This is a genomic window from Pseudomonas sp. NFPP02 (assembly GCF_900119355.1).
Taxonomy (GTDB): Bacteria; Pseudomonadota; Gammaproteobacteria; order Pseudomonadales; family Pseudomonadaceae; genus Aquipseudomonas; species Aquipseudomonas paracarnis.
This window is the reverse complement of record NZ_FPJI01000002.1, coordinates 67068-90738: the sequence shown is the minus strand read 5'-3', so window position 1 is coordinate 90738 and position 23671 is coordinate 67068. Positions and strand designations below refer to the sequence as shown.

General features: G+C 61.4%; 26 protein-coding genes and 1 tRNA gene. 7 read left to right on the top strand and 20 right to left on the bottom strand.

Features of this window, described 5'->3' with window-relative positions; genetic code table 11:
- Positions 1-32 precede the first annotated feature (32 nt).
- The 3 genes from BT204_RS03845 to uraH all read left to right on the top strand — a co-directional run bounded on the left by BT204_RS03845 (position 33) and on the right by uraH (position 2143).
- Positions 33-1037 (top strand): AraC family transcriptional regulator, encoded by a 1005-nt coding sequence (locus BT204_RS03845; protein WP_034125454.1) that lies wholly within the window; start codon positions 33-35, stop codon positions 1035-1037.
- A gap of 195 nt (positions 1038-1232) precedes the next feature.
- The gene (locus BT204_RS03840) at positions 1233-1706 is read left to right on the top strand and encodes a GlcG/HbpS family heme-binding protein (RefSeq protein ID WP_034125453.1); all 474 of its coding nucleotides are present in this window, start codon (positions 1233-1235) and stop codon (positions 1704-1706) included.
- Between the two features lie 26 nt (positions 1707-1732).
- Entirely contained in the window at positions 1733-2143 is a 411-nt protein-coding gene (gene uraH / locus BT204_RS03835) for a hydroxyisourate hydrolase (RefSeq protein ID WP_014716425.1), read from the top strand.
- Here uraH and BT204_RS03830 read toward each other — a convergent pair.
- Positions 2138-2824, bottom strand: a complete 687-nt coding sequence (locus BT204_RS03830) for a Crp/Fnr family transcriptional regulator (RefSeq protein WP_072445742.1) — start codon at positions 2822-2824, stop codon at positions 2138-2140. The two genes, uraH and BT204_RS03830, sit on opposite strands and share 6 nt — an antisense overlap.
- Before the next feature lie 83 nt (positions 2825-2907).
- On the opposite strand from BT204_RS03830, the gene BT204_RS03825 reads away from it, so the two are divergent.
- On the top strand, positions 2908-3477 hold the full coding sequence (locus BT204_RS03825) for an Mpo1 family 2-hydroxy fatty acid dioxygenase (protein ID WP_054896689.1): 570 nt from the start codon (positions 2908-2910) through the stop codon (positions 3475-3477).
- 56 nt (positions 3478-3533) lie between these two features.
- Here BT204_RS03825 and BT204_RS03820 read toward each other — a convergent pair whose 3' ends face one another.
- From BT204_RS03820 to dibA, 6 genes are all read right to left on the bottom strand, one after another.
- The gene (locus BT204_RS03820; RefSeq protein WP_034125451.1) at positions 3534-4502 is read right to left on the bottom strand and encodes a sulfate/molybdate ABC transporter ATP-binding protein; all 969 of its coding nucleotides are present in this window, start codon (positions 4500-4502) and stop codon (positions 3534-3536) included.
- A gap of 3 nt (positions 4503-4505) precedes the next feature.
- Positions 4506-5378 carry a sulfate ABC transporter permease subunit CysW gene (gene cysW, locus BT204_RS03815; protein ID WP_054896816.1) on the bottom strand — a complete coding sequence of 291 codons (873 nt, stop codon included), beginning with the start codon at positions 5376-5378 and terminating at the stop codon, positions 4506-4508.
- A gap of 13 nt (positions 5379-5391) precedes the next feature.
- Positions 5392-6210, bottom strand: a complete 819-nt coding sequence (cysT, locus tag BT204_RS03810; RefSeq protein ID WP_032894195.1) for a sulfate ABC transporter permease subunit CysT — start codon at positions 6208-6210, stop codon at positions 5392-5394.
- 194 nt (positions 6211-6404) lie between these two features.
- Positions 6405-7415: a sulfate ABC transporter substrate-binding protein gene (locus BT204_RS03805; RefSeq protein ID WP_072445741.1), complete on the bottom strand. Its 1011-nt coding sequence runs from the start codon at positions 7413-7415 to the stop codon at positions 6405-6407.
- 64 nt (positions 7416-7479) lie between these two features.
- Positions 7480-7662: a sulfur starvation response protein OscA gene (gene oscA / locus BT204_RS03800; protein ID WP_003170956.1), complete on the bottom strand. Its 183-nt coding sequence runs from the start codon at positions 7660-7662 to the stop codon at positions 7480-7482.
- A gap of 296 nt (positions 7663-7958) precedes the next feature.
- Entirely contained in the window at positions 7959-9875 is a 1917-nt protein-coding gene (gene dibA, locus BT204_RS03795) for a phosphodiesterase DibA (protein ID WP_072445740.1), read from the bottom strand.
- Positions 9876-10041: 166 nt separating this feature from the next.
- On the opposite strand from dibA, the gene desA reads away from it, so the two are divergent.
- The gene (gene desA / locus BT204_RS03790; RefSeq protein WP_032894197.1) at positions 10042-11226 is read left to right on the top strand and encodes a delta-9 fatty acid desaturase DesA; all 1185 of its coding nucleotides are present in this window, start codon (positions 10042-10044) and stop codon (positions 11224-11226) included.
- A gap of 188 nt (positions 11227-11414) precedes the next feature.
- On the top strand, positions 11415-12416 hold the full coding sequence (locus BT204_RS03785) for a GGDEF domain-containing protein (protein WP_072445739.1): 1002 nt from the start codon (positions 11415-11417) through the stop codon (positions 12414-12416).
- Positions 12417-12557: 141 nt separating this feature from the next.
- Here the strand turns inward: BT204_RS03785 and BT204_RS03780 are convergent, their stop codons facing one another.
- The 11 genes from BT204_RS03780 to BT204_RS03730 form a co-directional block, all read right to left on the bottom strand.
- On the bottom strand, positions 12558-13760 hold the full coding sequence (locus BT204_RS03780; protein ID WP_072445738.1) for an HDOD domain-containing protein: 1203 nt from the start codon (positions 13758-13760) through the stop codon (positions 12558-12560).
- A 222-nt stretch (positions 13761-13982) separates the two neighbouring features.
- Positions 13983-15260, bottom strand: coding sequence for a 4-aminobutyrate--2-oxoglutarate transaminase (gene gabT / locus BT204_RS03775; RefSeq protein WP_014716416.1), 1278 nt, complete (start codon positions 15258-15260; stop codon positions 13983-13985).
- Between the two features lie 177 nt (positions 15261-15437).
- On the bottom strand, positions 15438-16880 hold the full coding sequence (gene gabD, locus BT204_RS03770) for an NADP-dependent succinate-semialdehyde dehydrogenase (RefSeq protein ID WP_057978435.1): 1443 nt from the start codon (positions 16878-16880) through the stop codon (positions 15438-15440).
- 296 nt (positions 16881-17176) lie between these two features.
- Positions 17177-17491: a RebB family R body protein gene (locus tag BT204_RS03765; RefSeq protein ID WP_003187551.1), complete on the bottom strand. Its 315-nt coding sequence runs from the start codon at positions 17489-17491 to the stop codon at positions 17177-17179.
- A gap of 50 nt (positions 17492-17541) precedes the next feature.
- Positions 17542-17856, bottom strand: coding sequence for a RebB family R body protein (locus tag BT204_RS03760; protein WP_003187550.1), 315 nt, complete (start codon positions 17854-17856; stop codon positions 17542-17544).
- Positions 17857-17936: 80 nt separating this feature from the next.
- Positions 17937-18260 carry a hypothetical protein gene (locus tag BT204_RS03755; protein WP_057978433.1) on the bottom strand — a complete coding sequence of 108 codons (324 nt, stop codon included), beginning with the start codon at positions 18258-18260 and terminating at the stop codon, positions 17937-17939.
- Positions 18261-18300: 40 nt separating this feature from the next.
- Entirely contained in the window at positions 18301-18927 is a 627-nt protein-coding gene (locus BT204_RS03750; RefSeq protein ID WP_034125445.1) for a hypothetical protein, read from the bottom strand.
- Positions 18928-19009: 82 nt separating this feature from the next.
- On the bottom strand, positions 19010-19582 hold the full coding sequence (locus BT204_RS03745; protein ID WP_057978429.1) for a hypothetical protein: 573 nt from the start codon (positions 19580-19582) through the stop codon (positions 19010-19012).
- 18 nt (positions 19583-19600) lie between these two features.
- Positions 19601-19828 (bottom strand): RebB family R body protein, encoded by a 228-nt coding sequence (locus tag BT204_RS03740; protein WP_003187543.1) that lies wholly within the window; start codon positions 19826-19828, stop codon positions 19601-19603.
- A gap of 103 nt (positions 19829-19931) precedes the next feature.
- Positions 19932-20474: an RNA polymerase sigma factor gene (locus BT204_RS03735; protein ID WP_175550956.1), complete on the bottom strand. Its 543-nt coding sequence runs from the start codon at positions 20472-20474 to the stop codon at positions 19932-19934.
- Between the two features lie 87 nt (positions 20475-20561).
- Positions 20562-21278, bottom strand: a complete 717-nt coding sequence (locus tag BT204_RS03730) for a Crp/Fnr family transcriptional regulator (protein WP_158068757.1) — start codon at positions 21276-21278, stop codon at positions 20562-20564.
- 195 nt (positions 21279-21473) lie between these two features.
- Here BT204_RS03730 and BT204_RS03725 point away from each other — a divergent pair.
- Positions 21474-21550, top strand: a tRNA-Arg gene (locus BT204_RS03725).
- A 207-nt stretch (positions 21551-21757) separates the two neighbouring features.
- Here the strand turns inward: BT204_RS03725 and BT204_RS03720 are convergent.
- The gene (locus BT204_RS03720; protein WP_072434685.1) at positions 21758-22933 is read right to left on the bottom strand and encodes a sensor histidine kinase; all 1176 of its coding nucleotides are present in this window, start codon (positions 22931-22933) and stop codon (positions 21758-21760) included.
- A 5-nt stretch (positions 22934-22938) separates the two neighbouring features.
- On the bottom strand, positions 22939-23628 hold the full coding sequence (locus BT204_RS03715) for a response regulator (protein ID WP_003187519.1): 690 nt from the start codon (positions 23626-23628) through the stop codon (positions 22939-22941).
- Positions 23629-23671: the final 43 nt, after the last annotated feature.

Here is a 23671-nt window from a genome sequence, read left to right as displayed (position 1 = left end):
CGCCAATCTGTTGACCACAAGCGCCAATTGCCATGACCGAACCCACTTCCCTCGCCAGCTGGACCCGTGCCCTGCGCAAGCAGCTCGACGCCCTGGGCCTCGACAGCGCCGCGCTGTGCGCCGAGGCCGGGCTCGACCCGCAGCAGATGGACGACCCCAACGCCCGCTACCGGTTGTCGGCCACCACGCGCCTATGGGCGCTGGCGGTACAGGCCAGTGGCGACCCGGCGATTGGGCTGCGGGTGTCGCGGTTTGTCAGCCCCACCACCTTTCATGCGCTGGGTTACGCATTGGTGGCCAGCGGCAGCTTGCGCGAGGTGTTCGAGCGCATCGTGCGCTATCACCAGGTGGTCAGTGATGCCTTGGACCTGGAGCTGAGCCGCCACGGCGACGTCTACCGTTTTCGCCTGCTCCAACCCCCAGGCAGCCCTGCGCCCGCGCCGGAAGCGATTGATGCCTTTGCGGCGATCTACGTGCGCACGTGTCGCAACCGCCTGGGTCGCGACTATGCGCCGTTGGCCGTTTACCTGCGGCGCCCGGAACCCGCCGACCCCGAGCCGTGGCACAGGGTATTTCGCGCGCCGGTACGGTTTGCCGCCGACGAAGACCGCCTGGAATTCGCCGCCAGCGACTTCGACAGCCATCTGGACGACGCCAACCCGGAGCTGGCCGAACACAACGAAACCGTGCTCAAGCGCACCCTCGCCCAACTGCAACCGCTGACCTGGGAACGCAAGGTGCGCGCCGCCATCGAGGCGCAATTGCCAGACGGCGAGCCAAGCGCCGAACACATTGCTCAAGCGCTGCATTTGAGCCTGCGCAGCTTGCAGCGGCATCTGGCCGATGAAGGGTGTCGGTTTGACGCCTTGCTCAATGAGTGTCGGCAAAACCTGGCGTTATTGCACCTGCGCGACCCGCAGTGCTCATTGGCCGAGATCAGCCATTTGCTGGGGTTTGCCGATACCAGCAGTTTCAATCGTGCGTTCAAGCGCTGGACGGGGATGACGCCGGGGCAGTTTCGCGACGGATTGCAGTAGTAAGAGCCTCATCGCAGGCAAACCAGCTCCCACAGGGGAATGGGGTTCACATCATGTGGGAGCTGGCTTGCCTGCGATGAGGCCAGTACAAACACCACAAATCCCTGAGTTTGATTACAAACCTGTCATCCAATTGTGCGGCTTTTGTCCGCGTCCGCTGGTTACCGTGACGGCCTGCTTTCTGGAGCCCTCACTATGTACCGCACTGCCTTGTTCCTGAGCCTCGCCGTGGCCACCGTCGCCCAGGCGGCGCCACAATTACCACGCCATGCCGAGCTGGATCTGCACACCGCTCGCCAACTGGCCGACGCCAGCCTGGCCCACTGCACCGCTGCGCTGACCGTACTCGACCGCGGTGGCAACCTGTTGCTGGGCCTGCGCGCTGACGGTGTCGGCCCGCACAACAGCCTCGCCAGCCAACGCAAGGCGTACACGGCGCTGTCGACAAAAACCCCGACCCGGCTGTTTGCCGAACGGGCGCGTAATAACCCCGAGGCCGCCAACCTCAACAGCTTGCCCGAGCTGCTGTTGCTCGGCGGTGGCGTGCCGCTGTTTGCCGACGCAGAACTGGTCGGTGCCCTCGGCATCGCCGGTGCCGGTGGCGCCGCGCAGGATGAAGCCTGCGCCGTGCAGGCCGCCGAGCAACTGGGCTTGAAAATCACCCCTTGATTCCACTTCCTTCAAAGGACTTCGCGATGAAAACCTTGAGCATGACCCTTGCCGCACTGAGCCTGAGTGGCCTGTGCAACCTGGCCCTGGCCGACGGCAACCCCCTGAGCGTGCACGTACTCAACCTGGAAAACGGCCTGCCAAGCGCCGGTGTCAACGTGACCCTGGAACAGCACGTGGGCGATAAATGGCAGTCGCTGTCTGAAGGTGTGACCAACCAGCAAGGCCGCATCGCCGAGCTGTTCCCGGCCAACCGCAGCATGCAGCCGGGCGAGTACCGCGTGGTGTTCAAGACCGGCGATTACTACAAGAAGGCTAACCGCGAGACGTTTTTCCCTGAGGTACCGGTGATATTCCAGGTCAAGCAGGCCGACCAGCACTACCACATCCCGCTGTTGCTCAGCCCTTACGGTTTCTCTACCTATCGCGGTTCATAGGCCCGCGGCCAGCCGCAGCCCATTGAGGTCGCGTATCTCGATGGCACCGTAACTCAAGCCGATAATGCCCTGTTGCTCCAGCGCCTTGAGCAGACTGTTGATGGTCTGGCGCGACAGGCCCAGCATCGCCGCCAGATCCTCCTGGGGCAGTTGCAGCACGCGGCGCGCATGATCCACTTCGCCGTAGCCTTGGGCAATCATCAGCAACCGATGGGCCAGCCGCTCTGAGGCGGGCATCAGGCTTGTCTGTTCGATATTGATCAACGACAGCCGTAGTTTATGGCTCATCAACAGCGCCATCTCCCGCCAGAACAGCGGATGCTGCTCGAGAATGCCGAGCATCGCCGCCTGCGGCACCTGCAGCAGCCTGCAAGCACCCGTGGCCATGGCATCGTGGGTGCGCGGCAGGTTGTCGAACAGGCAGATCTCGCCGAACCAGTAGGGCGTTTCCACCAGGCTCAACACCGCTTCCTTGCCCTGAGCACTGACCGCACTGATGCGCACCGTGCCTTCCAGCACCGCATACACGCCGCACGGCGGGTCACCGCGCTTGAACAGGTACTGCCCCGCCGTCAGCACACGCAACCGCGCCGCCTCCAGCAGGCTACGCTGCAAGTCAGGCGGCAAATGGCTGAACCAATGACCGCGAGCCAATTGCGCGTGCCATGTCCCTGTGTCCATGCGAACTCCGAAGATTGTCGCCCAGTTGACAGTTAGGCACCGACTGACAGGGCATGATCAAACATCCTACAGGAGGAACAACAATGAAAAGCCTCGTCGACCACCTCAGTCAATACGCCGCGTACCACCGCGACCCACGCAACATCGCCAGCCACTTCATCGGTATTCCGTTGATTGTGGTGGCCGTAGCCGTGCTGCTGTCGCGCCCCGAATGGTCGGTGGGCGGGCTGTGGCTATCACCTGCGGTGCTGTTGGCGCTGTTTTCGGCGTGGTTTTATCTGCGCCTGGAACTGGCCCTGGGCGTGTTGATGACTATGCTGATGGGCTTGTCGGTGTGGGCCGGGCATGTGCTGGCGGCGCAAAGCACGGCGGTGTGGCTGAGCAGCGGCGTGGGGATGTTTGTGGTGGGCTGGGTGATTCAGTTCATCGGGCATTACTACGAAGGCAGGAAGCCTGCGTTTGTGGACGATGTGTCCGGGCTGATCGTGGGGCCGTTGTTTGTGGTGGCGGAGTTGGCGTTTTTGCTGGGGTTGCGGCAGGACCTCAAGCGCCAGATTGAAGAGCGCTCTGGGCCGGTGGCGCGCCGCGGTCTTGATCGTTCCCATGCTCTGCGTGGGAATGCAGGCCAGGACGCTCCGCGTCCAAAAGCGTGACGCAGAGCGTCACCAGAGGCGTTCCCACGCAGAGCGTGGGAACGATCACGTGAGGCTCAGGTTTTGGGTTTGAAGAACAGGGTCTCGCCCCGCGCCAGGCCGGTGAGGCTGTCATGGTCTTTCACCACTTCGGCCTCGATCAATTCACTCTGGCCTTCAACCTTCAAGGTCACGCGAGTGGTCGCGCCCAACGGCCGAATATCCCGCACTTGCGCCGCATGGTGATCTTCCAGTTCATGGCGTGACAGCGACACTTCGTGGGGGCGGAACAGCAGGTGCTTGTCTTCGCCCAAATGCAGGCGGTTGGAGTCCCCCAGGAAGTGGTACACAAAATCGCTGGCCGGGTTTTCGTAGACGTCGCCCGGTGAACCGATCTGCTCGATCACGCCCTTGTTCATCACCACGATACGGTCGGCGACTTCCATGGCCTCCTCCTGGTCGTGGGTCACGAAGACCGAGGTCAGGTTGATGTCTTCGTGCAGGCGCGCCAGCCAGCGGCGCAGTTCTTTACGCACCTTGGCGTCGAGGGCGCCGAAGGGTTCGTCGAGCAGCAACACCTTGGGCTCCACCGCCAGGGCGCGGGCCAGGGCGATACGCTGGCGCTGGCCACCGGAGAGTTGTTCCGGGTAACGGTCCGACAACCAATCAAGCTGCACCATGTTCAGCAGCTCGTGAACCTTGCTGGCGATCTGGCTTTCGGTGGGGCGTTGGTTTTTCGGCTTCATGCGCAGGCCGAAAGCGACGTTGTCGAACACGGTCATGTGGCGGAACAGCGCGTAGTGCTGGAACACAAAGCCCACGTTGCGATCACGCACATCGTGGCCGGAGACGTCTTCGCCGTGGAACACAATACTGCCGGTATCCGGGGTTTCCAGGCCGGCAATGATGCGCAGCAGCGTGGTCTTGCCGCAGCCGGACGGGCCCAGCAACGCCACCAGCTCGCCACTCTGGATATCCAGGTTGATGCTGTCCAGGGCCTTGAAGGCGTTGAAGTTCTTGCTGACATTACGGACTTCGATCGACATGACTTATTCCTCACCCGCGCTGTTGCGCAGGCGGTTGATTCGGTTCTCGCTCCACTGCTTGAGCAGCAGGATGAAGAGCGCCAGGATCAGCAACAGGCTGGCCACCGCAAACGCGGCAACGTGGTTGTATTCGTTGTAGAGAATCTCGACATGCAGCGGCAGCGTGTTGGTGACGCCGCGAATGTGGCCGGACACCACCGACACTGCGCCGAACTCACCCATGGCTCGCGCCGTACACAGCACCACGCCGTAGATCAGACCCCACTTGATGTTCGGCACGGTGACATGCCAGAACATCTGCCAGCCATTGGCGCCCAGCAGGCGTGCGGCTTCTTCTTCCTGGGTGCCCTGCTCCTGCATCAGCGGGATCAGCTCACGGGCCACGAACGGCACGGTGACGAAGATGGTCGCCAGCACGATGCCCGGCAGGGCGAACACGATCTGGATGTCGTGGTCTTGCAGCCACGGCCCGAAGAAGCCCTGGGCGCCGAACATCAACACGTACACCAGGCCTGCGATCACCGGCGACACCGAGAACGGCAGGTCGATCAGCGTGACCAGGATGCTCTTGCCACGGAACGAGTACTTGCTCACGCACCAGGCGGCGCTGACGCCGAACACCAGGTTGAGCGGCACCGAAATCACCACGGCGATCACCGTGAGTTTCAGCGCCGACAGCGCGTCGGGTTCAAGGATTGCGCTGAAGAACGTGCCGAGGCCGTTTTTCAAGCCCTGGGACACCACCACCAGCAACGGCAGCAGCAGGAACAGCGCGAATACCAGCCAGCCAAGGCCGATCAGGATACGTCGCGAGGTCGCGCTGCCACGGCGGGCGGCGTTGGCCGAGGACGCGGCAGAAATAGACGATTGGGACATGTTCCGCGCCTCCTTATGGACGTTCGATGCGCCGCTGCAACAGGTTGATCAGCAGCAGCAAGACGAAGGACACCACCAGCATCAGCACACCAATGGAGGTGGCGCCGCGGTAGTCGTATTGGTCGAGCTTGACCATGATCAGCAATGGCAGGATTTCGGTTTTCATCGGCATATTGCCGGCGATGAAGATCACCGAACCGTACTCACCCACGCCTCGGGCAAAGGCCAGGGCGAAGCCGGTCAGCCAGGCGGGCAGCAATGCCGGCACTAGGATGTAGCGGAACACTTGCAACGGCTTGGCGCCGAGGCAGGCGGCGGCCTCTTCGATTTCCCGGGGGATATCGGCCAGTACCGGCTGCACCGTGCGCACCACGAAGGGCAACGTGACGAAGGTCAGCGCCAGGGTGATACCCAGGGGGGTGTAGGCGATTTTGAACCCCAGGTCGGTGGCAAACTGGCCAACCAGGCCGTTGGGTGCGTACAGCGCGGTCAGCGCAATACCGGCGACGGCAGTGGGCAGGGCGAACGGCAGGTCGATCATCGCGTCGATGACCTTGCGCCCGGGGAAGGTGTAGCGCACCAGCACCCAGGCCAGCAAAGTGCCAATCACACCGTTGATGAGTGCGGCGTACAGCGCGGTGCTGAAGCTCAGCTTCAAGGCCGCCAGTACACGAGGTGCGGAAATGATGTTCCAGAACTGATCCCAGGTGAGTTGAGCGGCGTGTACAAACATCGCCGCCAGCGGGATGAGTACGATCAGGCTGAGGTACACGACGGTGTAGCCCAGCGTCAGCCCGAAGCCGGGTATGACGGGGGAGATACGACGCGACATAAGAGTCCTTGGTTAGCGGAACGGATATGCGTGCGGCCCACTGTGGCGAGGGAGCTTGCTCCCGCTGGGCTGCGAAGCGGCCCCAGAACCAGGCAACCACGATGTACCGTGAGTACCGGTTTTGGGAGTGCTTCGCACTCCAGCGGGAGCAAGCTCCCTCGCCACAACAAGCCCCGCGCAATAGTCGGTGTTGATTATTGCGCCGTGTAGATCTGGTCGAACACACCACCATCATTGAAGAATTTCGGTTGGGCAGTTTTCCAGCCGCCGAAGTCTTTGTCGATAGTCACCAGGTCCAGTTTCGGGAACTGCTGGGCGTATTTGGCGGCGACTTTTTCATCCCGTGGACGGTAGAAGTTCTTCGCCGCAATCTCCTGGCCCGCCGGGCTGTACAGGTGGTTGAGGTACGCCGTGGCGATCTCGGTGTTGCCCTTTTTCTCGGCGTTCTTGTCGACCACGGCCACAGGCGGTTCTGCCAGGATCGACAGGGACGGCACGACGATGTCGAACTTGTCGGCGCCGCCGTCTTCCTTCAAGGCCAGGAACGCCTCGTTTTCCCACGCCAGCAGCACGTCACCCTGGCCGTTGTTGACGAAGGTAATGGTAGAACCGCGTGCGCCGGTGTCCAGTATCGGGACGTGCTTGAACAGCTCCTTGACGTATTCCTGGGCCTTGGCTTCGCTGCCGCCGGCCTTGAGGCCGTAGGCCCAGGCGGCAAGGAAGTTCCAGCGTGCACCGCCGGAGGTTTTCGGGTTGGGCGTGATCACCGACACGTCTTTTTTGATCAGGTCGCCCCAGTCCTTGATGCCCTTGGGATTGCCCTTGCGCACCAGGAACACAATGGTGGAGGTGTAGGGCGTGCTGGCGTCCGGCAGGCGGGTCTGCCAGTTCTCCGGCAGGGTCTTGCCCAGCTTGGCGATTTCGTCGATGTCACCGGCCAGGGCCAGGGTGACGACGTCGGCACGCAGCCCATCGATCACCGCCCGGCCTTGCTTGCCTGAGCCACCGTGGGACTGCTGGATCTTGACGTTGTCGCCGGGGTGGGACTGTTTCCAGAAGCTGGTGAATTCAGCGTTGTAATCCTGGTACAGCTCACGGGTGGGGTCGTACGAGACGTTGAGCAACTCGTAGTCCTTGGCAACGGCGGAACCGGCAAACACGGCACTGGCCAATGCGGCCAAGGCATAACGGCGAATCGACGTCATAGAAGCTCCTGAAATTCTTGAGTGTTGGCTTTTCTTGTAATTGCGGGTCTATCGCCGTTCTTGCTCAGCTCGGTTTGTTACCGGGGTTCTGCAGACGGAATTTTTCCTTGCGTTCGATCTGTACCACTTGGGCGTTGTGTACGGTGATTTCCACCGCGCCAAACCGCAGGTCGCGCAGGGCGCTCTGGATTTCACGCAAAATGGCTGCTTCGTCCTGGCCGTCAACGCTACGTAGAGATGCGCTCATGGTCTCGCTCCTGAAAATGAGTAGTGCCTGGCAGTGGCGGCACTGCTTGCGGCGTGAGGGCGATAGTAGATAAGCGCGGATATTCTTAAAAATACTATTTAAGAATGTTTATATAACCAGAAAGAATTTTCTGATAGGGCATGGGGTTGCGAGGGTTTCCACAGAAAAAACTCCCACGCACAGGCGCCGCAGCCCCCTGTGGGAGCTGGCTTGCCTGCGAAAGCGGTGGTGCAGTAACACATGCAGTGACTGACACACCGCCTTCGCGGGCAGGCCCGGCTCCCACATTTACCGAGTCAGTCCTGGCGGATCAGAGGTGCCCGCGTCCAATCAATCTCCTGGGCCGGCATGGGCCGTCCAAACCAGTACCCCTGGCCCATGTCGCATTCCTGATCCAGCAGGAACCGCGCCTGTTCCACCTGCTCGATCCCTTCGGCGTGCACCTGCATGCCCATGCTTTTGGCCAGGGCGATCACCACGCGCACAATCGCGGCGTCGTCTTCGTCCCACGGCAAGCCCGCCACAAAGCCCTGGTCGATCTTGAGCTTCTGCACCGGCAGGCGTTTGAGGCGCAACAACGAGGAATAGCCGGTGCCAAAGTCGTCGATCGCCAGGCGCAGGCCCAGTTCGCGCAGGCGGTGCAGTTGCTCCAGTGCGACTTCCGGGTCGTCCATCACTGCGCTCTCGGTGACCTCCAGCTCCAGGAAGGCCGGATCCAGCCCAGTGGTGTGCAGCACTTGGGCCACTTGCTCATACAGCTCGCGCCGGGCAAACAGGCGGCTGGAGACATTGATTGCGATAAAGCTCAGCGGCACGCCGTCGGCCAGCCACTGGCACATTTGGCGGCAGGCCTGGTCCATCACCCACGCATCGATCTCGGCAATCAGCCCGGTGCGTTCGGCGATGGGGATGAACTCGCCCGGGGGTACCAGGCCGCGCTCCGGGTGCTGCCAGCGCACCAGTGCTTCAACGCCGACCAAACGGCTATCATGCAGGTCGTGCACCGGCTGGTAATAGACGCGCAGCTCATGTTGGTCGAGGGCGCGACGCAGCTCGCCAGCGATTTCCACCCGATGCTGGGCGTGGGCGGTCAGTTCTTCGGTGTACAACGCGTAGCCTTCGCGCCCGGCGCTCTTGGCCTTGAACAACGCGGAATCGGCGTTGCGCAGCAGTTGCTCGGCGCTCAGGGCGTCACTGGGGAACAGGCTGATACCGATACTGGCGCTGATAAACAGCTGGTTGCCGTCAAAAATGAACGGATCCTTCATGGCGTTGAGCATGCGCTGCGCCAAGGCCGCCGCTTGCACCACCTGCGGGCAGCTTTCTGCCAGCACGGCAAATTCGTCGCCCCCCAGGCGCGCCAGGGTAACCCCCGGCCCAAACAGGCCGCTCAGGCGTTCGGCCACCAGTTTGAGCAACTGATCGCCAACGTTATGGCCGAGGCTGTCGTTGATGATCTTGAAGTGGTCCAGGTCCATCAACAGCAGAGCGCAGCCACGCTTATGCACCTGCGCGGAAGCCAGGGCCTGCTCGGCGCGATCGGTGAACAGCAGGCGGTTGGGCAGGTCGGTGAGCGGGTCGTGATGGGCCAGGTGCGCCAATTCGTGCTCAGAGTTCTTCATGGCGCTGATGTCCGAAAACACCGCCACGTAGTGGCTGACCTGGCCCTGGTCATCGTGAATCACCCGTATGGTTTGCCACTGGGGGTAAACCTCGCCGCTTTTACGGCGGTTCCAGATTTCGCCGCTCCATTCGCCGGTGCTTTCCAGGGCCTGGAACATTTGCTGGTAGAAATGCGCCGAGTGGCGTCCGGACTTGAACAGGCTTGGCCGTTGGCCCATGACGTCTTCGCACTGGTAGCCGGTGATCTCCATGAAAGCGCGGTTAACGTGCACGATCAGCCCTTGGGTATCGGTGACCAGCACCCCTTCGCGGGTGCAATCGAACACCGCAGCGGCCTGGCGCAGGCGCTCGCGGTTCTCTTTCAGGGGTTGTTGCAACGCATGGGCACGGGCAAAACGCCGGCCTATCCAGTAGATGACCAAGGCGCTGAGGCTGACCCACACATAACCGCGCGCTTGCAGCCAACGTCCCAGCTCCAGGGGTTCATCGATAAAGTTGATTAATAGGTAATGGCTGAGCTGGAGCCAAAGGATGGAAACCAGCAGGTACACCAACCCCGCACGTAGGGCACCTCGGTATGAAAACAGCATATGCTTAGTAATCCTTACTAAATAACCAGAATCGCCCTACAAAGGATCAGGATTATAGAGTAGGAAACACTTTGTAAGTCTTATCTGAAACGGTGACTGGTTTTATCTGCAAAGGAAGTGATAATGCGGGTGCTGTTTTTTTCTTTATCTGAGGGCCATACAGCCTATGTGGTACAACGGTTTTCTTGATCTGTCCGCCTGGCAACTGGTGGCAGTCACGCTGTTGATGACCCACGTGACCATTATTGGGGTCACTGTCTATCTGCACCGTTATTCGGCCCATCGCTCGCTCGAGCTCAATGCCGGCCTTAAACACTTCTTCCGCTTCTGGCTGTGGCTGACCACGGCGCAGAACACCCGCGAATGGACCGCCATCCACCGCAAGCACCACGCCAAGTGCGAAACCGTCGATGACCCGCACAGCCCGGTGATCAAGGGCTTGTCCACCGTGCTGCGCAAAGGTGCCGAGCTGTACCGCGCCGAGGCGGAAAACCCCGAGACCCTGCGTATCTACGGCAAAAACTGCCCGGACGACTGGATCGAACGCAAGCTTTACACGCGCTACCCGCTGCTGGGCGTGGCGCTCATGGGCGTAATCGACCTGCTGCTGTTCGGCACCATCGGTATCACCATCTGGGCGATCCAGATGATGTGGATTCCGTTCTGGGCCGCAGGCGTGATCAATGGCCTGGGGCATGCCGTGGGCTATCGCAACTTCGAATGCCGTGACGCCGCCACCAACCTGGTGCCGTGGGGCATCATCGTCGGCGGCGAAGAGCTGCACAACAACCACCACACTTACCCCAACTCCGCCAAGCTGTCGGTGAAGAAGTGGGAGTTCGACCTGGGTTGGGCCTGGATAAAAGTGTTCAGCTTCCTGCGCCTGGCCAAGGTGCAGCGCGTGGCCCCCATCGCCCACCGCGTCGAAGGCAAGGGCAGCCTGGACATGGACACCGCCATGGCGATCCTCAACAACCGCTTCCAGATCATGGCCCAATACCGCAAGTTGGTGATTGGCCCGCTGGTCAAGCAGGAGCTGGAGAAGGTCGATCATTCGGTGCGCCACCAGTTCCACCGCGCCAAGCGCCTGCTGTCGCGGGAAACCAGCTTGCTGGAAGACCGCCACCACTTGCGCATCCAGAGCATGCTGGAACACAGCCATGCCCTCACGGTGATCTACGAGAAGCGCCTGGCGCTGCAGCAGATCTGGCTCAAGACCAGTTCCAACGGCCACGACATGCTGGCTGCGATCAAGGAATGGGTGCATGAAGCCGAGGCCAGTGGCATCCAATCCCTGCGCGATTTTGCCCACCAGTTGAAGACTTACTCGTTGCGTCCTACAGCGGCGTGAGGGCGCCGTGGGAGGGTTCGCCCTCCCACGCACTGGCTTTTTGGCGCCATTTTCCGGGCACCGACAATGCATGCTGATCACGGAACTTCACCGCAATTCCCCTCTCTCAAAGAACACTTCGCCATCATGGTGACCCCTTGTAGTGACCGCTTTTGCACCCTGCGGCGCGCCCAGAGAGAGTTGTACCGATGGTTCACGAAAAGCCCAGCCTGCCCGATGTGCCCACCGCAGAGCCGCCGCGCCCGGCCGCGGCGGCGACCCTGTTGGCGCTTATGCATGCTCAAGGTGAAGTCGAGCGGCTGAGTGAGCGTGAGCAACTGCTCAGTTCCCTGCTGGTCAGCGTGAACGCCGTGCTGTGGGCCATCGATTGGGAAACACGCCGTGTGCTGTATGTGAGCCCGGCGTACGAGCGCCTGTTTGGCCGCTCCGCCGGCCTGCTGCTGGCCGACCACCGTGAATGGCGCAACAGCGTCCACCCCGAAGACCTCGACTACGCCGAACACAGCCTGGCCCGTGTGCTGGAACAGGGCGCCGTGGAGGACCGCGAGTACCGCATCATCACCGCTGACGGTCAGATCCGCTGGTTGAGTGACAAGTGCTACATCAACCAGCAGGTTGTGCCCGGTGAAGCGCTGATCGTGGTGGGCATCGCCGAAGACATCACCGAAAAGAAGCAACTTGAGCTGGAACTCCATCGCCTCGCCACCACCGACGTACTGACCCAAAGCAGCAACCGCCGACACTTCTTCGAACTCGCCAACCAGGCCTTCGACAACGCCTGCGTGCAGGGCACCCCGCTGGCGTTCCTGTTGCTGGACATCGATGATTTCAAAGACATCAACGACACCTACGGCCACCTGGAGGGCGACCAGGTGCTGCGGCGCATCGCTGAGAGCGGTCGCGGGGTATTGCGCCGTGGCGACCTGTTCGGGCGCATTGGCGGCGAAGAATTCGCCGCCGTCCTGCCGGGTTGCCCACCGGAGATGGCCCTGCAGGTGGCCGAGCGGTTGGGCAAGGAAATCCAGGCGTTGGTGTTCAGCTACGATGGGCATGAATTCAATGTGACCGTCAGCCAGGGCCTGGCCGGCCTGCGCGAAGACGACTCCACCCTCGACAGCCTGTTTGCTCGGGCGGATGCGGCAATGTACGAGGCAAAACGCCAAGGCAAGAACCGTGTTATCGCCGGGTAACACCGCTTGGCATTTATGCCTTTTTGTAGGAGCGAGCTTGCTCGCGAAAAACTCACAGGCGCCGCGTTTATCCAGGAAGCCCGCGTCATCGTTGACGTTTTTCGCGAGCAAGCTCGCTCCTACATGCGTTCGGTGTGTGTTTCAGGTTTTGCGCACTCGGGTCAGTTCCGACAAGCCGACCTTGAGCAGCCGCGCGGTCTTGCTGGCGGCTAGTTCTTCAAGCCCTTCGTGCTCGGTCAGCCGCGCCATTTGCACCGCCAGGTTCACCACCAGGGCTTCGCGCGAATACACCCCGCCTTCCAGTGAATAGATCCCTGCGATCAACTGCCGCAACTCCAGCGGCAAGCGCCAACGCGTGCGCAACGCCGAACCGTAGGCGGCGCCAAAGGCGTCGAGGGATTCGCCGATGGCTTCATCATCCAGGGCGCCGCCGCCCTGGCGCCAGTCTTCCAGGCAGCGCAACAAGGCCAGGTCGCCCAAGCGATGCAGGATGCAGGCGCTGTAGCAGCGCTGGTGGTCGAGCTCCAGCATGCGCGCCAGGCGCCGGGCGTAGTCGGCGCTGTCCTGGGACAATTGCCAGTGCCGCTCGGCGTAGGCCACCAGCCCAGGGTCGCCCAACACCACGTTGTGCTTGAGCGCCAGGCCCAGGATGAGGTTCATGCTCTGGCCGGGCACCAACTTATGCAGGGCCTCTGACAGGGTCTGCACTGGCGTGCCGTGGTAGCCGGCGCTGTTGGCGGCGGCGATCAATACGGCGGTGATTTGCGGGTCGCTGTGCACCTGGTCTTCCAACTGCTTGAGGTCCAGGCCTTCGGGCCCCAGGCTGCGTTGCACGGCGGTTTTCACATCCACACGCAACGGCGCCCCATCGCAGACCTCCCGGCGCCGCTCCAGGAAAGCTGGCAAAGTCATGCCTGGCGCCAGGGGTGGAATTTCGCAGTACACGCTTTCGCCTTCATTGAGCAGCAGGTCTTGCAAGCGCTGGGTCAGGCTTTCCATGTTCAGTGGGCGGGTCAGGTAGGCGGTGGGCGCCAGGGGCAAGGCTTCGCGCACGCTGGCGCTGTCGTTGCGACTGCTCAGCAAGATAAACGGCAGCGAACGGCGCTTCTGGCGCACGCTGCGCAGCAGGCTCAGGCCATCCACGCCCGGCAACTCCCAATCCGCCAGGATCAGGTCATAGGTTTTTTCGCCCAACAGCGTGGCGGCGTGCTGCCCATCGGCGCACACATCCAGCCGTGCGTCACAGCGCACATTCAACAGCACTTGCTTGAGCAGGTCCCGCGACCAAGGGTCTGCTTCGGCGATTAACACTCGAGGTACAGCGGGTAAATCAACAGCAGTCATCCAGCACGCTCCATCGGCAATGCTTGCACCTTAGACAATGCAGGCGCGTGCGTACAATGAAGCAGGCACAAAAAAACCGCCGAAGCGGTTTTTTTGTACGGGCTGTAACCTGTGGCGAGGGAGCTTGCTCCCGCTGGACTGCGCAGCAGTCCCAAATCAAAGAGCGGGGCCGCTTCGCGCCCCAGCGGGAGCAAGCTCCCTCGCCACAGTGACTAAGGTTGGTCAGAGTTCGGAGAAACACTCTTCGATGATCGCCAGGCCTTTGTCCAACTGCTCGTCCGGCGAGGTCAGGGGCACCAGTACGCGCAATACGTTGCCGTAGGTACCGCAGGACAGCAGGATCAGGCCCTTGTCACGTGCCTTGGCTACCACGGAGGCAACGGCGGCAGCGTTTGGCTTGTGGGTGTCGCCGTCTTCAAACAGCTCGACCGCGATCATCGCGCCCAGGGCACGCACTTCGCCGATCACCGGGTACTTGGCCTGGATGGCCTTGAGGCCAGTCACCAGGCGCTCGCCCACGGCCTTGCAGCGGTCCAGCAGGTGCTCTTCTTCGAACACTTCCATCACGGCCAGGGCTGCTGCGCAGGCAATCGGGCTACCGGCATAGGTGCCACCCAGGCCGCCTGGGGCGATGGCGTCCATGTACTCGGCCTTGCCGCACACACCGGCCAGCGGGAAGCCGCCTGCGATGGATTTGGCGAAGGTGGTCAGGTCGGCGGCAACGCCCATCTGTTCCATGGCGAAGAAGGTACCGGTACGGCCGGCACCGGTTTGCACTTCGTCGGCGATCAACAGGATGCCGTGCTTGTCGCACAGTTCGCGCAGGCGCTTCATGAAGGCTTTTGGCGCGACGTAGAAACCGCCCTCGCCCTGCACCGGCTCGATGATGATGGCGGCGATATCACGCGGCTCGGCGTCGTTCTTGAAGATGCGCTCGATGCTGGCGATGGAGTCGTCGACGCTCACACCGTGCAGTTCGTTCGGGTACAGCGCACGGAACACGCCGCCCGGCATCAAGCCCATGCCGGCCGAGTAAGGCACGACCTTACCGGTGAGGCCCAGGGTCATCATGGTGCGGCCGTGGTAGGCGCCGGTGAAGGCGATCACACCGGCACGGCCCGTGGCGGCGCGGGCGATCTTCACGGCGTTCTCCACCGCTTCGGAACCGGTGGTGACCAGCAGGGTTTTCTTGGCGAAATCACCCGGCACCTTGGCGGCGACTTTTTCGCACACTTCTACGTAGGGCTCGTAGGCCAATACCTGGAAGCAGGTGTGGGTCAGCTTGTTGAGTTGCTCGGTCACGGCCGCGATGATTTTCGGGTGCACGTGGCCGGTGTTCAGCACGGCGATACCGCCGGCGAAGTCGATGAACTCGCGACCTTCAACGTCGGTCACGGTGGCGTTCTTCGCGGAGTCGGCGAAGATCGGGTGAATCTGGCCAACACCGCGCGGTACAGCGGCTTCGCGGCGTTTCATCAGGGATGCGTTGGTCTTGCTCATAAAGTCCTCATTCGCCGCTCATCGGGCGGCGTGGCTCAAGGATAGGTGGCGGGGAGGCAACTACGGCAGCATGCGATGATCGACTGCCACAGCTTTCCCGGCCACTGCGAATAACCATGTGAAACACGCAAAGGGGCAGCGCTCTCGTGCCCTCTGCGTTTACTGCAATCCCGTGCCTTAGATACCCAGGCAGAGGTATTTGATTTCCAGGTAGTCCTCGATCCCGTACTTGGAGCCTTCACGGCCCAGGCCCGAGGCCTTGATGCCGCCGAACGGCGCCACTTCGTTGGAGATCAACCCGGTGTTGACGCCGACCATGCCGTATTCCAGGGCTTCAGCCACGCGGAACACTCGGCCCAGGTCGCGGGCATAGAAGTAGGAGGCCAGGCCGAACTCGGTGTCGTTGGACATGGCGATCACTTCGGCTTCGTCTTTGAAGCGGAACAGTGGCGCCAGCGGGCCGAAGGTTTCTTCCTTGGCCACGGCGGCGTTTTTCGGCACGTCGACCAGGATGGTCGGTTCGAAAAAGTTGCCTTCCATCACCTTGCCACCGGCCAACAACTTGGCGCCTTTGCTCAGGGCATCAGCGATATGTTCCTGCACCTTGGCCACGGCTTTTTCGTCGATCAGCGGGCCGGTGGTGGTGCCGTCTTCCAGACCGTTACCGATCTTCAATTTGGTCACCGCCACCTTGAGCTTTTCAGCGAAGGCTTCGTACACCGAATCCTGGATGTACAGGCGGTTGGCGCAGACGCAGGTCTGGCCGTTGTTGCGGTACTTGGAGATGATCGCGCCTTCGACGGCCTTATCCAGGTCAGCGTCGTCGAACACGATGAACGGTGCGTTACCGCCCAGCTCCAGGGAGACTTTCTTGATGTCCTTGGCGCATTCGGCCATCAGCTGGCGACCAATTTCGGTCGAGCCGGTGAAGGACAATTTACGCACAATGGGGTTGCTGGTCAGCTCGCCGCCGATGTCGCCAGCACTGCCGGTGACTACGCTGAGCACGCCTTTGGGGATACCGGCGCGGTGCGCCAGCTCAACCAGGGCGAGGGCCGAGAACGGGGTTTGCGAGGCCGGCTTGATCACCATGGTGCAACCGGCAGCCAGGGCCGGGCCGGCTTTGCGGGTGATCATCGCCGCCGGGAAGTTCCACGGGGTGATGGCTGCGGTCACGCCGATGGGCTGCTTGATCACGATCAGGCGCTTGTCGGGCTGGTGGCCGGGGATCACGTCGCCATAGATGCGCTTGGCTTCTTCAGCGAACCACTCGATAAAAGAAGCGGCGTAGACGATTTCGCCCTTGGCCTCGGCCAGCGGCTTGCCTTGTTCGAGGGTCATCAGGCGGCCGAGGTCGTCCTGGTTTTCGATAAGCAGTTCGAACCAGCGGCGCAGCTTGTTGGCGCGCTCCTTGGCGGTGAGCGCACGCCAGGCTGGCAGGGCCTTGTCGGCTGCTTCGATGGCGCGGCGGGTTTCCGCGGCGCCCATCTTCGGCACGGTGCCGAGAATCTCGCCCGTGGCCGGGTTGTTGACCTTGATGGTTTGACCATTGTCCGCATCGACCCAAGCGCCATCGATAAAGGCTTGCTGGCGGAACAACTGGGTGTCTTTAAGCTGCATGTCGGCTTTCCTTAACAGCACCGCGCGCACGCGGAGCGAATTAGAGTTGTTGAAAGGCGCCTTGTGGGCTGCCGTCAGGGAAATCAGCCCCAGCGCGCAGAAGAAATGAAAGAGCGCACGGGAGACAGAGCGTTTGAAATCTCAAACGAATCCTAGGATCAATGGGGGTACAGGGCAATAGGATGTTCGAAAAAAAGAACGAATATGGCGCATCCGGTTCATCTTTCGGATCAAACGCACACACGACAACAGCCCCGGAGCCTGGTGGGCGCCGGGGCTGCTGGGGGCTCTGCAGCTTAAGGTTGGAACGACTTGAGCACGGCCAACAGGCTGGTCAAGTTGTCGGCCACGCCGCCCTGGGCGACTTTTTCGGTGGCGGCGGCGCCAGCGGTGGTGTCGACGCTGTAGATCTGCATCACGCCCTGGTTGGTGGCCGCCTGGGCCAGGGTGTTTTGTTGCTGTTGGGCCGAGACCGAGTTCTGGAACAGGATCGCCGTGGCCTGGCCCATGGATTGATAGATGGTGCTCATGGCCATCGCGGGTGATTCGGCAACGACCTTGACGTTGGTCTGGGTGACGGCATCGGTGATTTGCGGGCTGACTGTACTCATGGTTGAAACTCCTGGGTTGAGAAAGAACAACATCCGTTATTGCTCAGTGCTTAAGGCTGGAAAGACTTGAGCACGGTCAACAGGCTGGTGAGGTTATCCGACACGCCGCCCTGGGCGACTTTCTCGGTGGCCGCCGCACCTGCGGTGGTATCGACGCTGTAGATCTGCATCACGCCCTGGTTGGTGGCCGCCTGGGCCAGGGTGTTTTGCTGCTGCTGGGCCGACACCGCGTTCTGGAACAGAATCGCCGTGGCCTGCGCCATGGATTGATAGATAGTGCTCATCGCCATCGCAGGCGATTCGGCCACCACTTTGACGTTGGTCTGGGTGACCGCGTCGGTAATTTGCTCGTTGACTAATGGCATGATCAATTTCCTTATTTAGTACACGGTGCATTCCGTGTTCATCAATGAACGTTGCGGAACAGGCGCTGTGAAACGCAGGGTCAAGGTTTTGCAGTGGGGCCCAGCGCCGCTTCAATCTGGGCGATCAACCCCTGGATCAGTGCCTGCACTTCCTTGCGTTGCGCATCCTGGTCGGGAGCTGCGCCGTCCAACACCTGGCGCAGCGCCGCTTCACGTTGCAGGGCAGCGGTCTTGAGCGCTTGTTCGTTGGCCTTCGATTGCGCAAGCACTTCGGTAGCGCGCTTGAGGGTTTCGTCGACGGTGGCCTGGGGCGTTCCGGCGAAGATCTGCGGGTTGCGCAGCATCGCTTCGAGCCGCTGGCGGTCATCGGCAGACAGGACCGAGGGTGTGGAAGGGGGTGCCATGTCGATCTCCTTGGGTTTTACGTCGCCTGCAAAAGGGCCGCTAAAGCCGCACCTCTCTGCCGTCTTCCCAGAAACCGGCAAAGAAAAAACGCGGCGACGCAGCACAGAACGTCGCGAGCTCTGCCGGTGTCATCGCTGAGGGTTGCCGATTGAAGATGGCCGGCGGTGGCGGAACCAGATTGGCCGCGTTGTAGAGGTTGCCGACCTCATAAGCGTTGGCCGCGAATTGTGAGCAAAAGGAACCGCTGCCTATCGCTATCGACTCATTGATCCGAGCCTGCAGGGTGTCGTTGGCCTTCCAGTTCTTGAATGCAGAAAGCATCGCGTTCCACGCGCTATAACTGCCGTCGATTTCATCGCCGAGCTTGTCGAAATAAAACTGCTTGGCCGCCAGCGCCGCCGCAAACCCCAGCTCAGTGTCACGGCAGGAAAACACCATGGCGGTGCGAGGGGGTTTTTCCAGGCTCACGTCAGTCAACGCCAGGCCAGTGCCGACGCTTTCGATCACCATGGTCTTGCTCACCGCAATTGCCGGGTGGACCACATTCAGATACGTCGTGTCCTGTGAGAACACCTTGGCTTTGACCAACTGACCGGCTTTGATGAAAGCCCGCGTCGTACTGTCATCTTCTTGCTTCACCGAAAAAATAAGATCTCCAACGTCCATGATGTCGCTCCTCACTCAAGAAAAGTTGCTTTCAAGTTGCTGTTGCACCGCCCCAGCAGAACGCCGAAGCGCTGTGCTCGGTTCAGGCCGCTGGCGCGGCCCGGTTGGCCAAGGTGTCGGCGTACTTGGCGATGCTCTGGTCGATCTTGTCGATGGCCACGCTGGCGGCTTCGGCTTCCATCGCACCGGCAGCGGCAGCCACGGCGGCAGCGGCGCCTACCAGCAGGTCGGTGGCCAAGGCGCCCAAGGCGTCTTCGGCAGCGGCCGGCAGGTTGTCCTTGACGATGTTCTCGGTCATTTGCTGGAGCAGCACGGCCTGGGCCGCCAGGGCGATCTTGCTGACCCCATCGAAGTACCCCGCCGCCGCTTGCGCCACCAGCCCGGCCGCCTGGCTGATCATCATGTCGGCCGGCACCGCGATCTGCGCCGGCGCATAGGCAAAGTTCTGCGCGTTGGTGAACTGCACCGCCTGCACGATCTGGCTATTGAGCGCCGCCGTGCTGTCGGATGACGGCGTGCTCACCTGGTTGAGCAGGTGCTCGTTCATGCGCGCCATGATCGAGCGCGAGGCCGGTGCGGCGGGCGCCGACGCAGGTGGGTCGGCGGCGGGCGTTGCTTGGGAGGCGGCGGGTTTCTTTCTGCTGAACCACGACATAATCAATCTCCCGAGGGCTCAGCCCTTCTCGCCAATCTGCATGATCAGCGCCACGGCCTTGGAGATCACCGCGTTGGAAATCTGATTCATCGCCTGCTGGCTGTTGACCGCGTTCTGCAACGACAGGCCCGCCGCGCTGCTGGCCACCTGGTACAGGGACGCGATGGCCTGGGCTGGCGCCTCGGCCACCACCTTGACGTTGGTTTGAGTGACCGCGTCGGTGATCTGGCTGTTGACCTCTGTCATACATCTCTCCTTGATGGCATTCACCCAGGTTTGGGTGTGGATAGCGGCGGCGTGCTGCGCTCATACCACTAGAACGCCCCACGCCAACATGTGTGAATCACCTTCAGCGCAAGGCACTGCGCAGCAGTTGCACACGCTTGCGCACCAGCGGCAGCTTCACGTGCAGCTCGGCGGCAATTTGCGGGTAAGGCAGGTCGTCGACAAAACGCATCTCGAACAAGCGCTGCTGCAACAGCGGTAACCGTGCAACATGCGCCTCGATCTGCTCCAGGCGCTCATAACATTCCACCCGCTCCAGCACCGAAGCGCAGGGCGCGGCGAGCGCGGCCAGGTGATCGTGCTCAAGGTCCACCGAATCATCGAACAGCCGCCCCTCGCGCTTGCTGCGCCGCAGGCTGTCGAGAAACACATGATCGAGCACCAGAAACAGAAACCCCTGAGGGTCGCGAATGCGCTCCGGCGAACGCCGAAAAAACAGCAGGGCCTTGATCGCCGTGGCCGACAACCACTCCTGGCCCTGATCCAGATTGCCCTTGGCCCGCCGCAACGCCCGGCGCCTGAGCTCGCCGTGCACAGCGCGCCAACTCGCTTCGAACAAACGGTCATCGGCGGCCCATTGATCCTTGAACTGAACAGTCATCCCCATCGCCAGCACTCCTGTGCATCCTTGATGAAGGGCCAGTCTGCGAGGGCTCGACGGGGGTACGCTGTTACCTGGGGAACACCGCCACAACTAATTCAGCGCAAAAGCCTTGCGCCGTAACTGCTCAACATCGTTGATCACCATGCGCTCCAGATCGCCGCTGATCACCCCACTGCGCCGCCACACTTGCAGCTGTACATTCAGCTTGGGCCGGCTGGTATTCAGCATCGACGCCAACACCCCTTGGCTTGCGGGCAACGACACACTGGGCAAGGCCAACGCCAGGTCGATCTCACCCAGATTGGCCAACAGAAACCGCGCCAACCGCGACTCCAGCCGATGCAGGCACACCAACTCCAGCAACTCGATGGCGTGCAGTAACCTCAGCATCATCAGCATCAACAGGCGCCGCAGAAACACCGGCTCCTCAAACAACACAGCAAAATGCCGGCTACCCAACTGCAACAAACGCGTGGGCCCGCTGGCAAAGGTAGAAGACTCGCGCCCATGATCCTTGATCAACGCCGTCTCCCCCACCACCTGCCCGGCCCCGGTACTGCCGATAATCTGCTCGCGCCCATCCGGCCCATGCACCACCGAATAAATCCGCCCCTCCACCACCAACGCAATGAATTCGAGGGTGTCGTCCTTGAAATACAACAGCTCACGATCATCCAGCGTGCGCTCCACCATATGGGTGGCAACGTAGCGCAAGAGATGCTCCGGCATACCTCGAAACAAATCGGAGCGAGCCAGCAGGGTTTGTCTGAGCGGGAGATCGAGCATCACGGTTCCTTTGGAATGCATGCGTTCACCTGAGGAATTGCGGCGTGGAAGCGGTGTAAAGCCACAAGAGCAAAGCAAACAAAGGGACGTGCGGCGCGGGGAGTTGTGAATGAGGGTGGCGATTAGCCATTTTTTGTCGGAAATGGACGACAGGGGGCGGGGCAAATGCCGGAATGGACGCATCAGGTCGACATGGGTATGATGTCGCCCGCACAAGCATCCGTAGCTCAGCTGGATAGAGTACTGCCCTCCGAAGGCAGGGGTCGTGGGTTCGAATCCCGCCGGGTGCACCAGATATGAAATGAAAAAGCCTCAGGTCGGGAGATCTGGGGCTTTTTTGTGCGTTTGGTGGGTGGTGAGAGAGTGTTGAGTCGCGTCGGGATAGTAGAGGTGAAAATAAATCCCCTTTTCCCCTCCCTTTTTCCCAAGCAGTTTTCCAGCTCTACGATCATTACGATTTCACCGCCTTGAGCGCCGGTCTCAAGCAAAGAAGAAAACGCCTACACAGGAACCTCCGCCCTGATCAGCGTACCGCCTTCGGCCAGATTGCGGGCAGTAATGGTACCGCCATGGGCGTGGCAGATCGCACGGGCGATGGACAAGCCTAGCCCGCTCCCCCCCGAGTAACGTGCCCTGGAGCGCTCTGCACGCCAGAAGCGGTCGAACACGCTGTCCAGATGCTGGGCTTCGATACCTGGCCCTCGGTCACCGACTTCAATCACCACCGAACCGTGAACCCGGCGCGCCGTTACATTCAACTCGCCTCCCCCGGCCGCATAACGCAGCAAGTTATCGACCAGAATGTTGATCACCTGGCCCAGGCGATCACGATCGGCATGCATACGAAGCCCATCAGCAATACTGACCTGCGTCAGCACGCAAGCCTCATCCAACTGCGGCTGGAACCACGCCAACCGCTCCGCCACCAGAGCTGCCAGAGAAAACTCGCTGCGCTCCAGCACCAGCCGGCCAGCACGAGCCATCGACAACAGGTGCAAATCATCCACCAGCTTTCTGAGTTGATCGAGCTGACGCTTGACCATGCCCAACTGCATGGCATCGCTGGGGAATACCTCATCGAGCATACCCTGCACGCGCCCCATGGCGGCGTTCAAGGGTGTGCGCAGTTCGTGGGCAATGACCGCGCTGGATTCACGCACATCGCGCTCATAGCGCTCCAGTTGCGTGGTCATGCTGTTGAAGTCGCTGACCAGCCGTTGCAGCTCGTCGGGCGCGTCGCGGTGCACCGGCAGGCGAGTCAGGAAATCACCGCCGGCGACTCGCCGGGCGCCCTGGGCAATTGCCGAGAACTGGCTGGACAAGGGCCGCGAAAACCACAGGCCGAAGCCAATGATGATAGGGATCGCGGCCAGCACCAGGCCGATCAGTATCAGCCAGTCGCGATTGGCGATAGCCGGCTGGAAATAGTCCAGCGGATAGTACTGGGCAACCACTTGACGCAAGCGTGCCTCATTGAGCTCTGGCTCGGCGCGCAACGCCAGCAGCTCCTCACGCGGCCCCGGCGGCAGATGCTGCACAAAATACCAGTCCGACAGTGTGACGTTGATCCACATGCACACCGAGATCACCACCACCGCGCCGATCGCCAGCAGGCTCATGCGCAGGCCGATCCAGCGCCACATGGGTTTGTCGTTGACCCGCGGTTGCTCAAGCATGTGCGTTACCTGAATCGATAGCCAATGGAGCGCACCGTGACCAGAACGCCGGTGATGCCGTGGTTTTCCAGCTTGCGGCGCAGGTTGTGCACGTGGGTGTCGACGACGCGGGCCAGAGCTTCGCTTTCCGGCAGGCAGATTTCCAGCAACTCATCACGAGTGAAGGCCTTGGACGGCGTCTTGAGCAACGTCACCAGCAGCTTAAATTCCGTTGGGGTCAGGTCCAGCCATTGCGGTGGTGCTTCGCCCTGCTCAATGGCCGCGGTAAACGCAACAAGATCCACCCGCAGGTTTTCATGGCGCAGCAGGTGTTCGACCGGTTGGTTGCCGGTGGTGCGCCGCAACACCGCGTGCACCCGCGCCACCACTTCGCGCGGGCTGTAAGGCTTGACCACATAGTCGTCCGCGCCATAACGCAAGGCACCGAGTTTTTCCGGTTCGTCGCCCATGGCCGTGACCATGATGACCGGCGTGTCACTGCTACGGCGCACGGCGGATAACACCTCGGTGCCGCTCAAGCGCGGAAGCATCACGTCGAGCAGGATCAGGTCGGGCTGCCAGCTTTTGTACAGGTCCAGACCGCGCTGGCCGTCTTCGGCCAGGGCCACCTCATAGCCATCCCGGAGCAAGTAGGCTTCGAGAATGTTGGCGCTGTCGGCGTCGTCTTCGACGATGAGGATACGTTTTCCTGACACAAAGAAGCCTCTTGATGAAACCTTGATAATTTACGAACGGTTT

What these genes read in the sequence shown, in the direction of transcription:
- dibA (WP_072445740.1), bottom strand. Translation starts at nt 9,875, where the DNA reads ATGCTGTTTTCATACCGAGGTGCCCTACGTGCGGGGTTGGTGTACCTG.
- BT204_RS03760 (WP_003187550.1), bottom strand. Translation starts at nt 17,856, where the DNA reads ATGCCATTAGTCAACGAGCAAATTACCGACGCGGTCACCCAGACCAAC.
- oscA (WP_003170956.1), bottom strand. Translation starts at nt 7,662, where the DNA reads ATGAGCGCATCTCTACGTAGCGTTGACGGCCAGGACGAAGCAGCCATT.
- BT204_RS03845 (WP_034125454.1), top strand. Translation starts at nt 33, where the DNA reads ATGACCGAACCCACTTCCCTCGCCAGCTGGACCCGTGCCCTGCGCAAG.
- BT204_RS03765 (WP_003187551.1), bottom strand. Translation starts at nt 17,491, where the DNA reads ATGAGTACAGTCAGCCCGCAAATCACCGATGCCGTCACCCAGACCAAC.
- BT204_RS03805 (WP_072445741.1), bottom strand. Translation starts at nt 7,415, where the DNA reads ATGACGTCGATTCGCCGTTATGCCTTGGCCGCATTGGCCAGTGCCGTG.
- BT204_RS03740 (WP_003187543.1), bottom strand. Translation starts at nt 19,828, where the DNA reads ATGACAGAGGTCAACAGCCAGATCACCGACGCGGTCACTCAAACCAAC.
- BT204_RS03825 (WP_054896689.1), top strand. Translation starts at nt 2,908, where the DNA reads ATGAAAAGCCTCGTCGACCACCTCAGTCAATACGCCGCGTACCACCGC.
- gabD (WP_057978435.1), bottom strand. Translation starts at nt 16,880, where the DNA reads ATGCAGCTTAAAGACACCCAGTTGTTCCGCCAGCAAGCCTTTATCGAT.
- uraH (WP_014716425.1), top strand. Translation starts at nt 1,733, where the DNA reads ATGAAAACCTTGAGCATGACCCTTGCCGCACTGAGCCTGAGTGGCCTG.
- BT204_RS03730 (WP_158068757.1), bottom strand. Translation starts at nt 21,278, where the DNA reads ATGCATTCCAAAGGAACCGTGATGCTCGATCTCCCGCTCAGACAAACC.
- BT204_RS03735 (WP_175550956.1), bottom strand. Translation starts at nt 20,474, where the DNA reads ATGGGGATGACTGTTCAGTTCAAGGATCAATGGGCCGCCGATGACCGT.
- BT204_RS03745 (WP_057978429.1), bottom strand. Translation starts at nt 19,582, where the DNA reads ATGTCGTGGTTCAGCAGAAAGAAACCCGCCGCCTCCCAAGCAACGCCC.
- BT204_RS03720 (WP_072434685.1), bottom strand. Translation starts at nt 22,933, where the DNA reads ATGCTTGAGCAACCGCGGGTCAACGACAAACCCATGTGGCGCTGGATC.
- BT204_RS03755 (WP_057978433.1), bottom strand. Translation starts at nt 18,260, where the DNA reads ATGGCACCCCCTTCCACACCCTCGGTCCTGTCTGCCGATGACCGCCAG.
- BT204_RS03820 (WP_034125451.1), bottom strand. Translation starts at nt 4,502, where the DNA reads ATGTCGATCGAAGTCCGTAATGTCAGCAAGAACTTCAACGCCTTCAAG.
- cysW (WP_054896816.1), bottom strand. Translation starts at nt 5,378, where the DNA reads ATGTCCCAATCGTCTATTTCTGCCGCGTCCTCGGCCAACGCCGCCCGC.
- BT204_RS03780 (WP_072445738.1), bottom strand. Translation starts at nt 13,760, where the DNA reads ATGACTGCTGTTGATTTACCCGCTGTACCTCGAGTGTTAATCGCCGAA.
- desA (WP_032894197.1), top strand. Translation starts at nt 10,042, where the DNA reads ATGTGGTACAACGGTTTTCTTGATCTGTCCGCCTGGCAACTGGTGGCA.
- BT204_RS03785 (WP_072445739.1), top strand. Translation starts at nt 11,415, where the DNA reads ATGGTTCACGAAAAGCCCAGCCTGCCCGATGTGCCCACCGCAGAGCCG.
- cysT (WP_032894195.1), bottom strand. Translation starts at nt 6,210, where the DNA reads ATGTCGCGTCGTATCTCCCCCGTCATACCCGGCTTCGGGCTGACGCTG.
- BT204_RS03750 (WP_034125445.1), bottom strand. Translation starts at nt 18,927, where the DNA reads ATGGACGTTGGAGATCTTATTTTTTCGGTGAAGCAAGAAGATGACAGT.
- BT204_RS03840 (WP_034125453.1), top strand. Translation starts at nt 1,233, where the DNA reads ATGTACCGCACTGCCTTGTTCCTGAGCCTCGCCGTGGCCACCGTCGCC.
- BT204_RS03830 (WP_072445742.1), bottom strand. Translation starts at nt 2,824, where the DNA reads ATGGACACAGGGACATGGCACGCGCAATTGGCTCGCGGTCATTGGTTC.
- gabT (WP_014716416.1), bottom strand. Translation starts at nt 15,260, where the DNA reads ATGAGCAAGACCAACGCATCCCTGATGAAACGCCGCGAAGCCGCTGTA.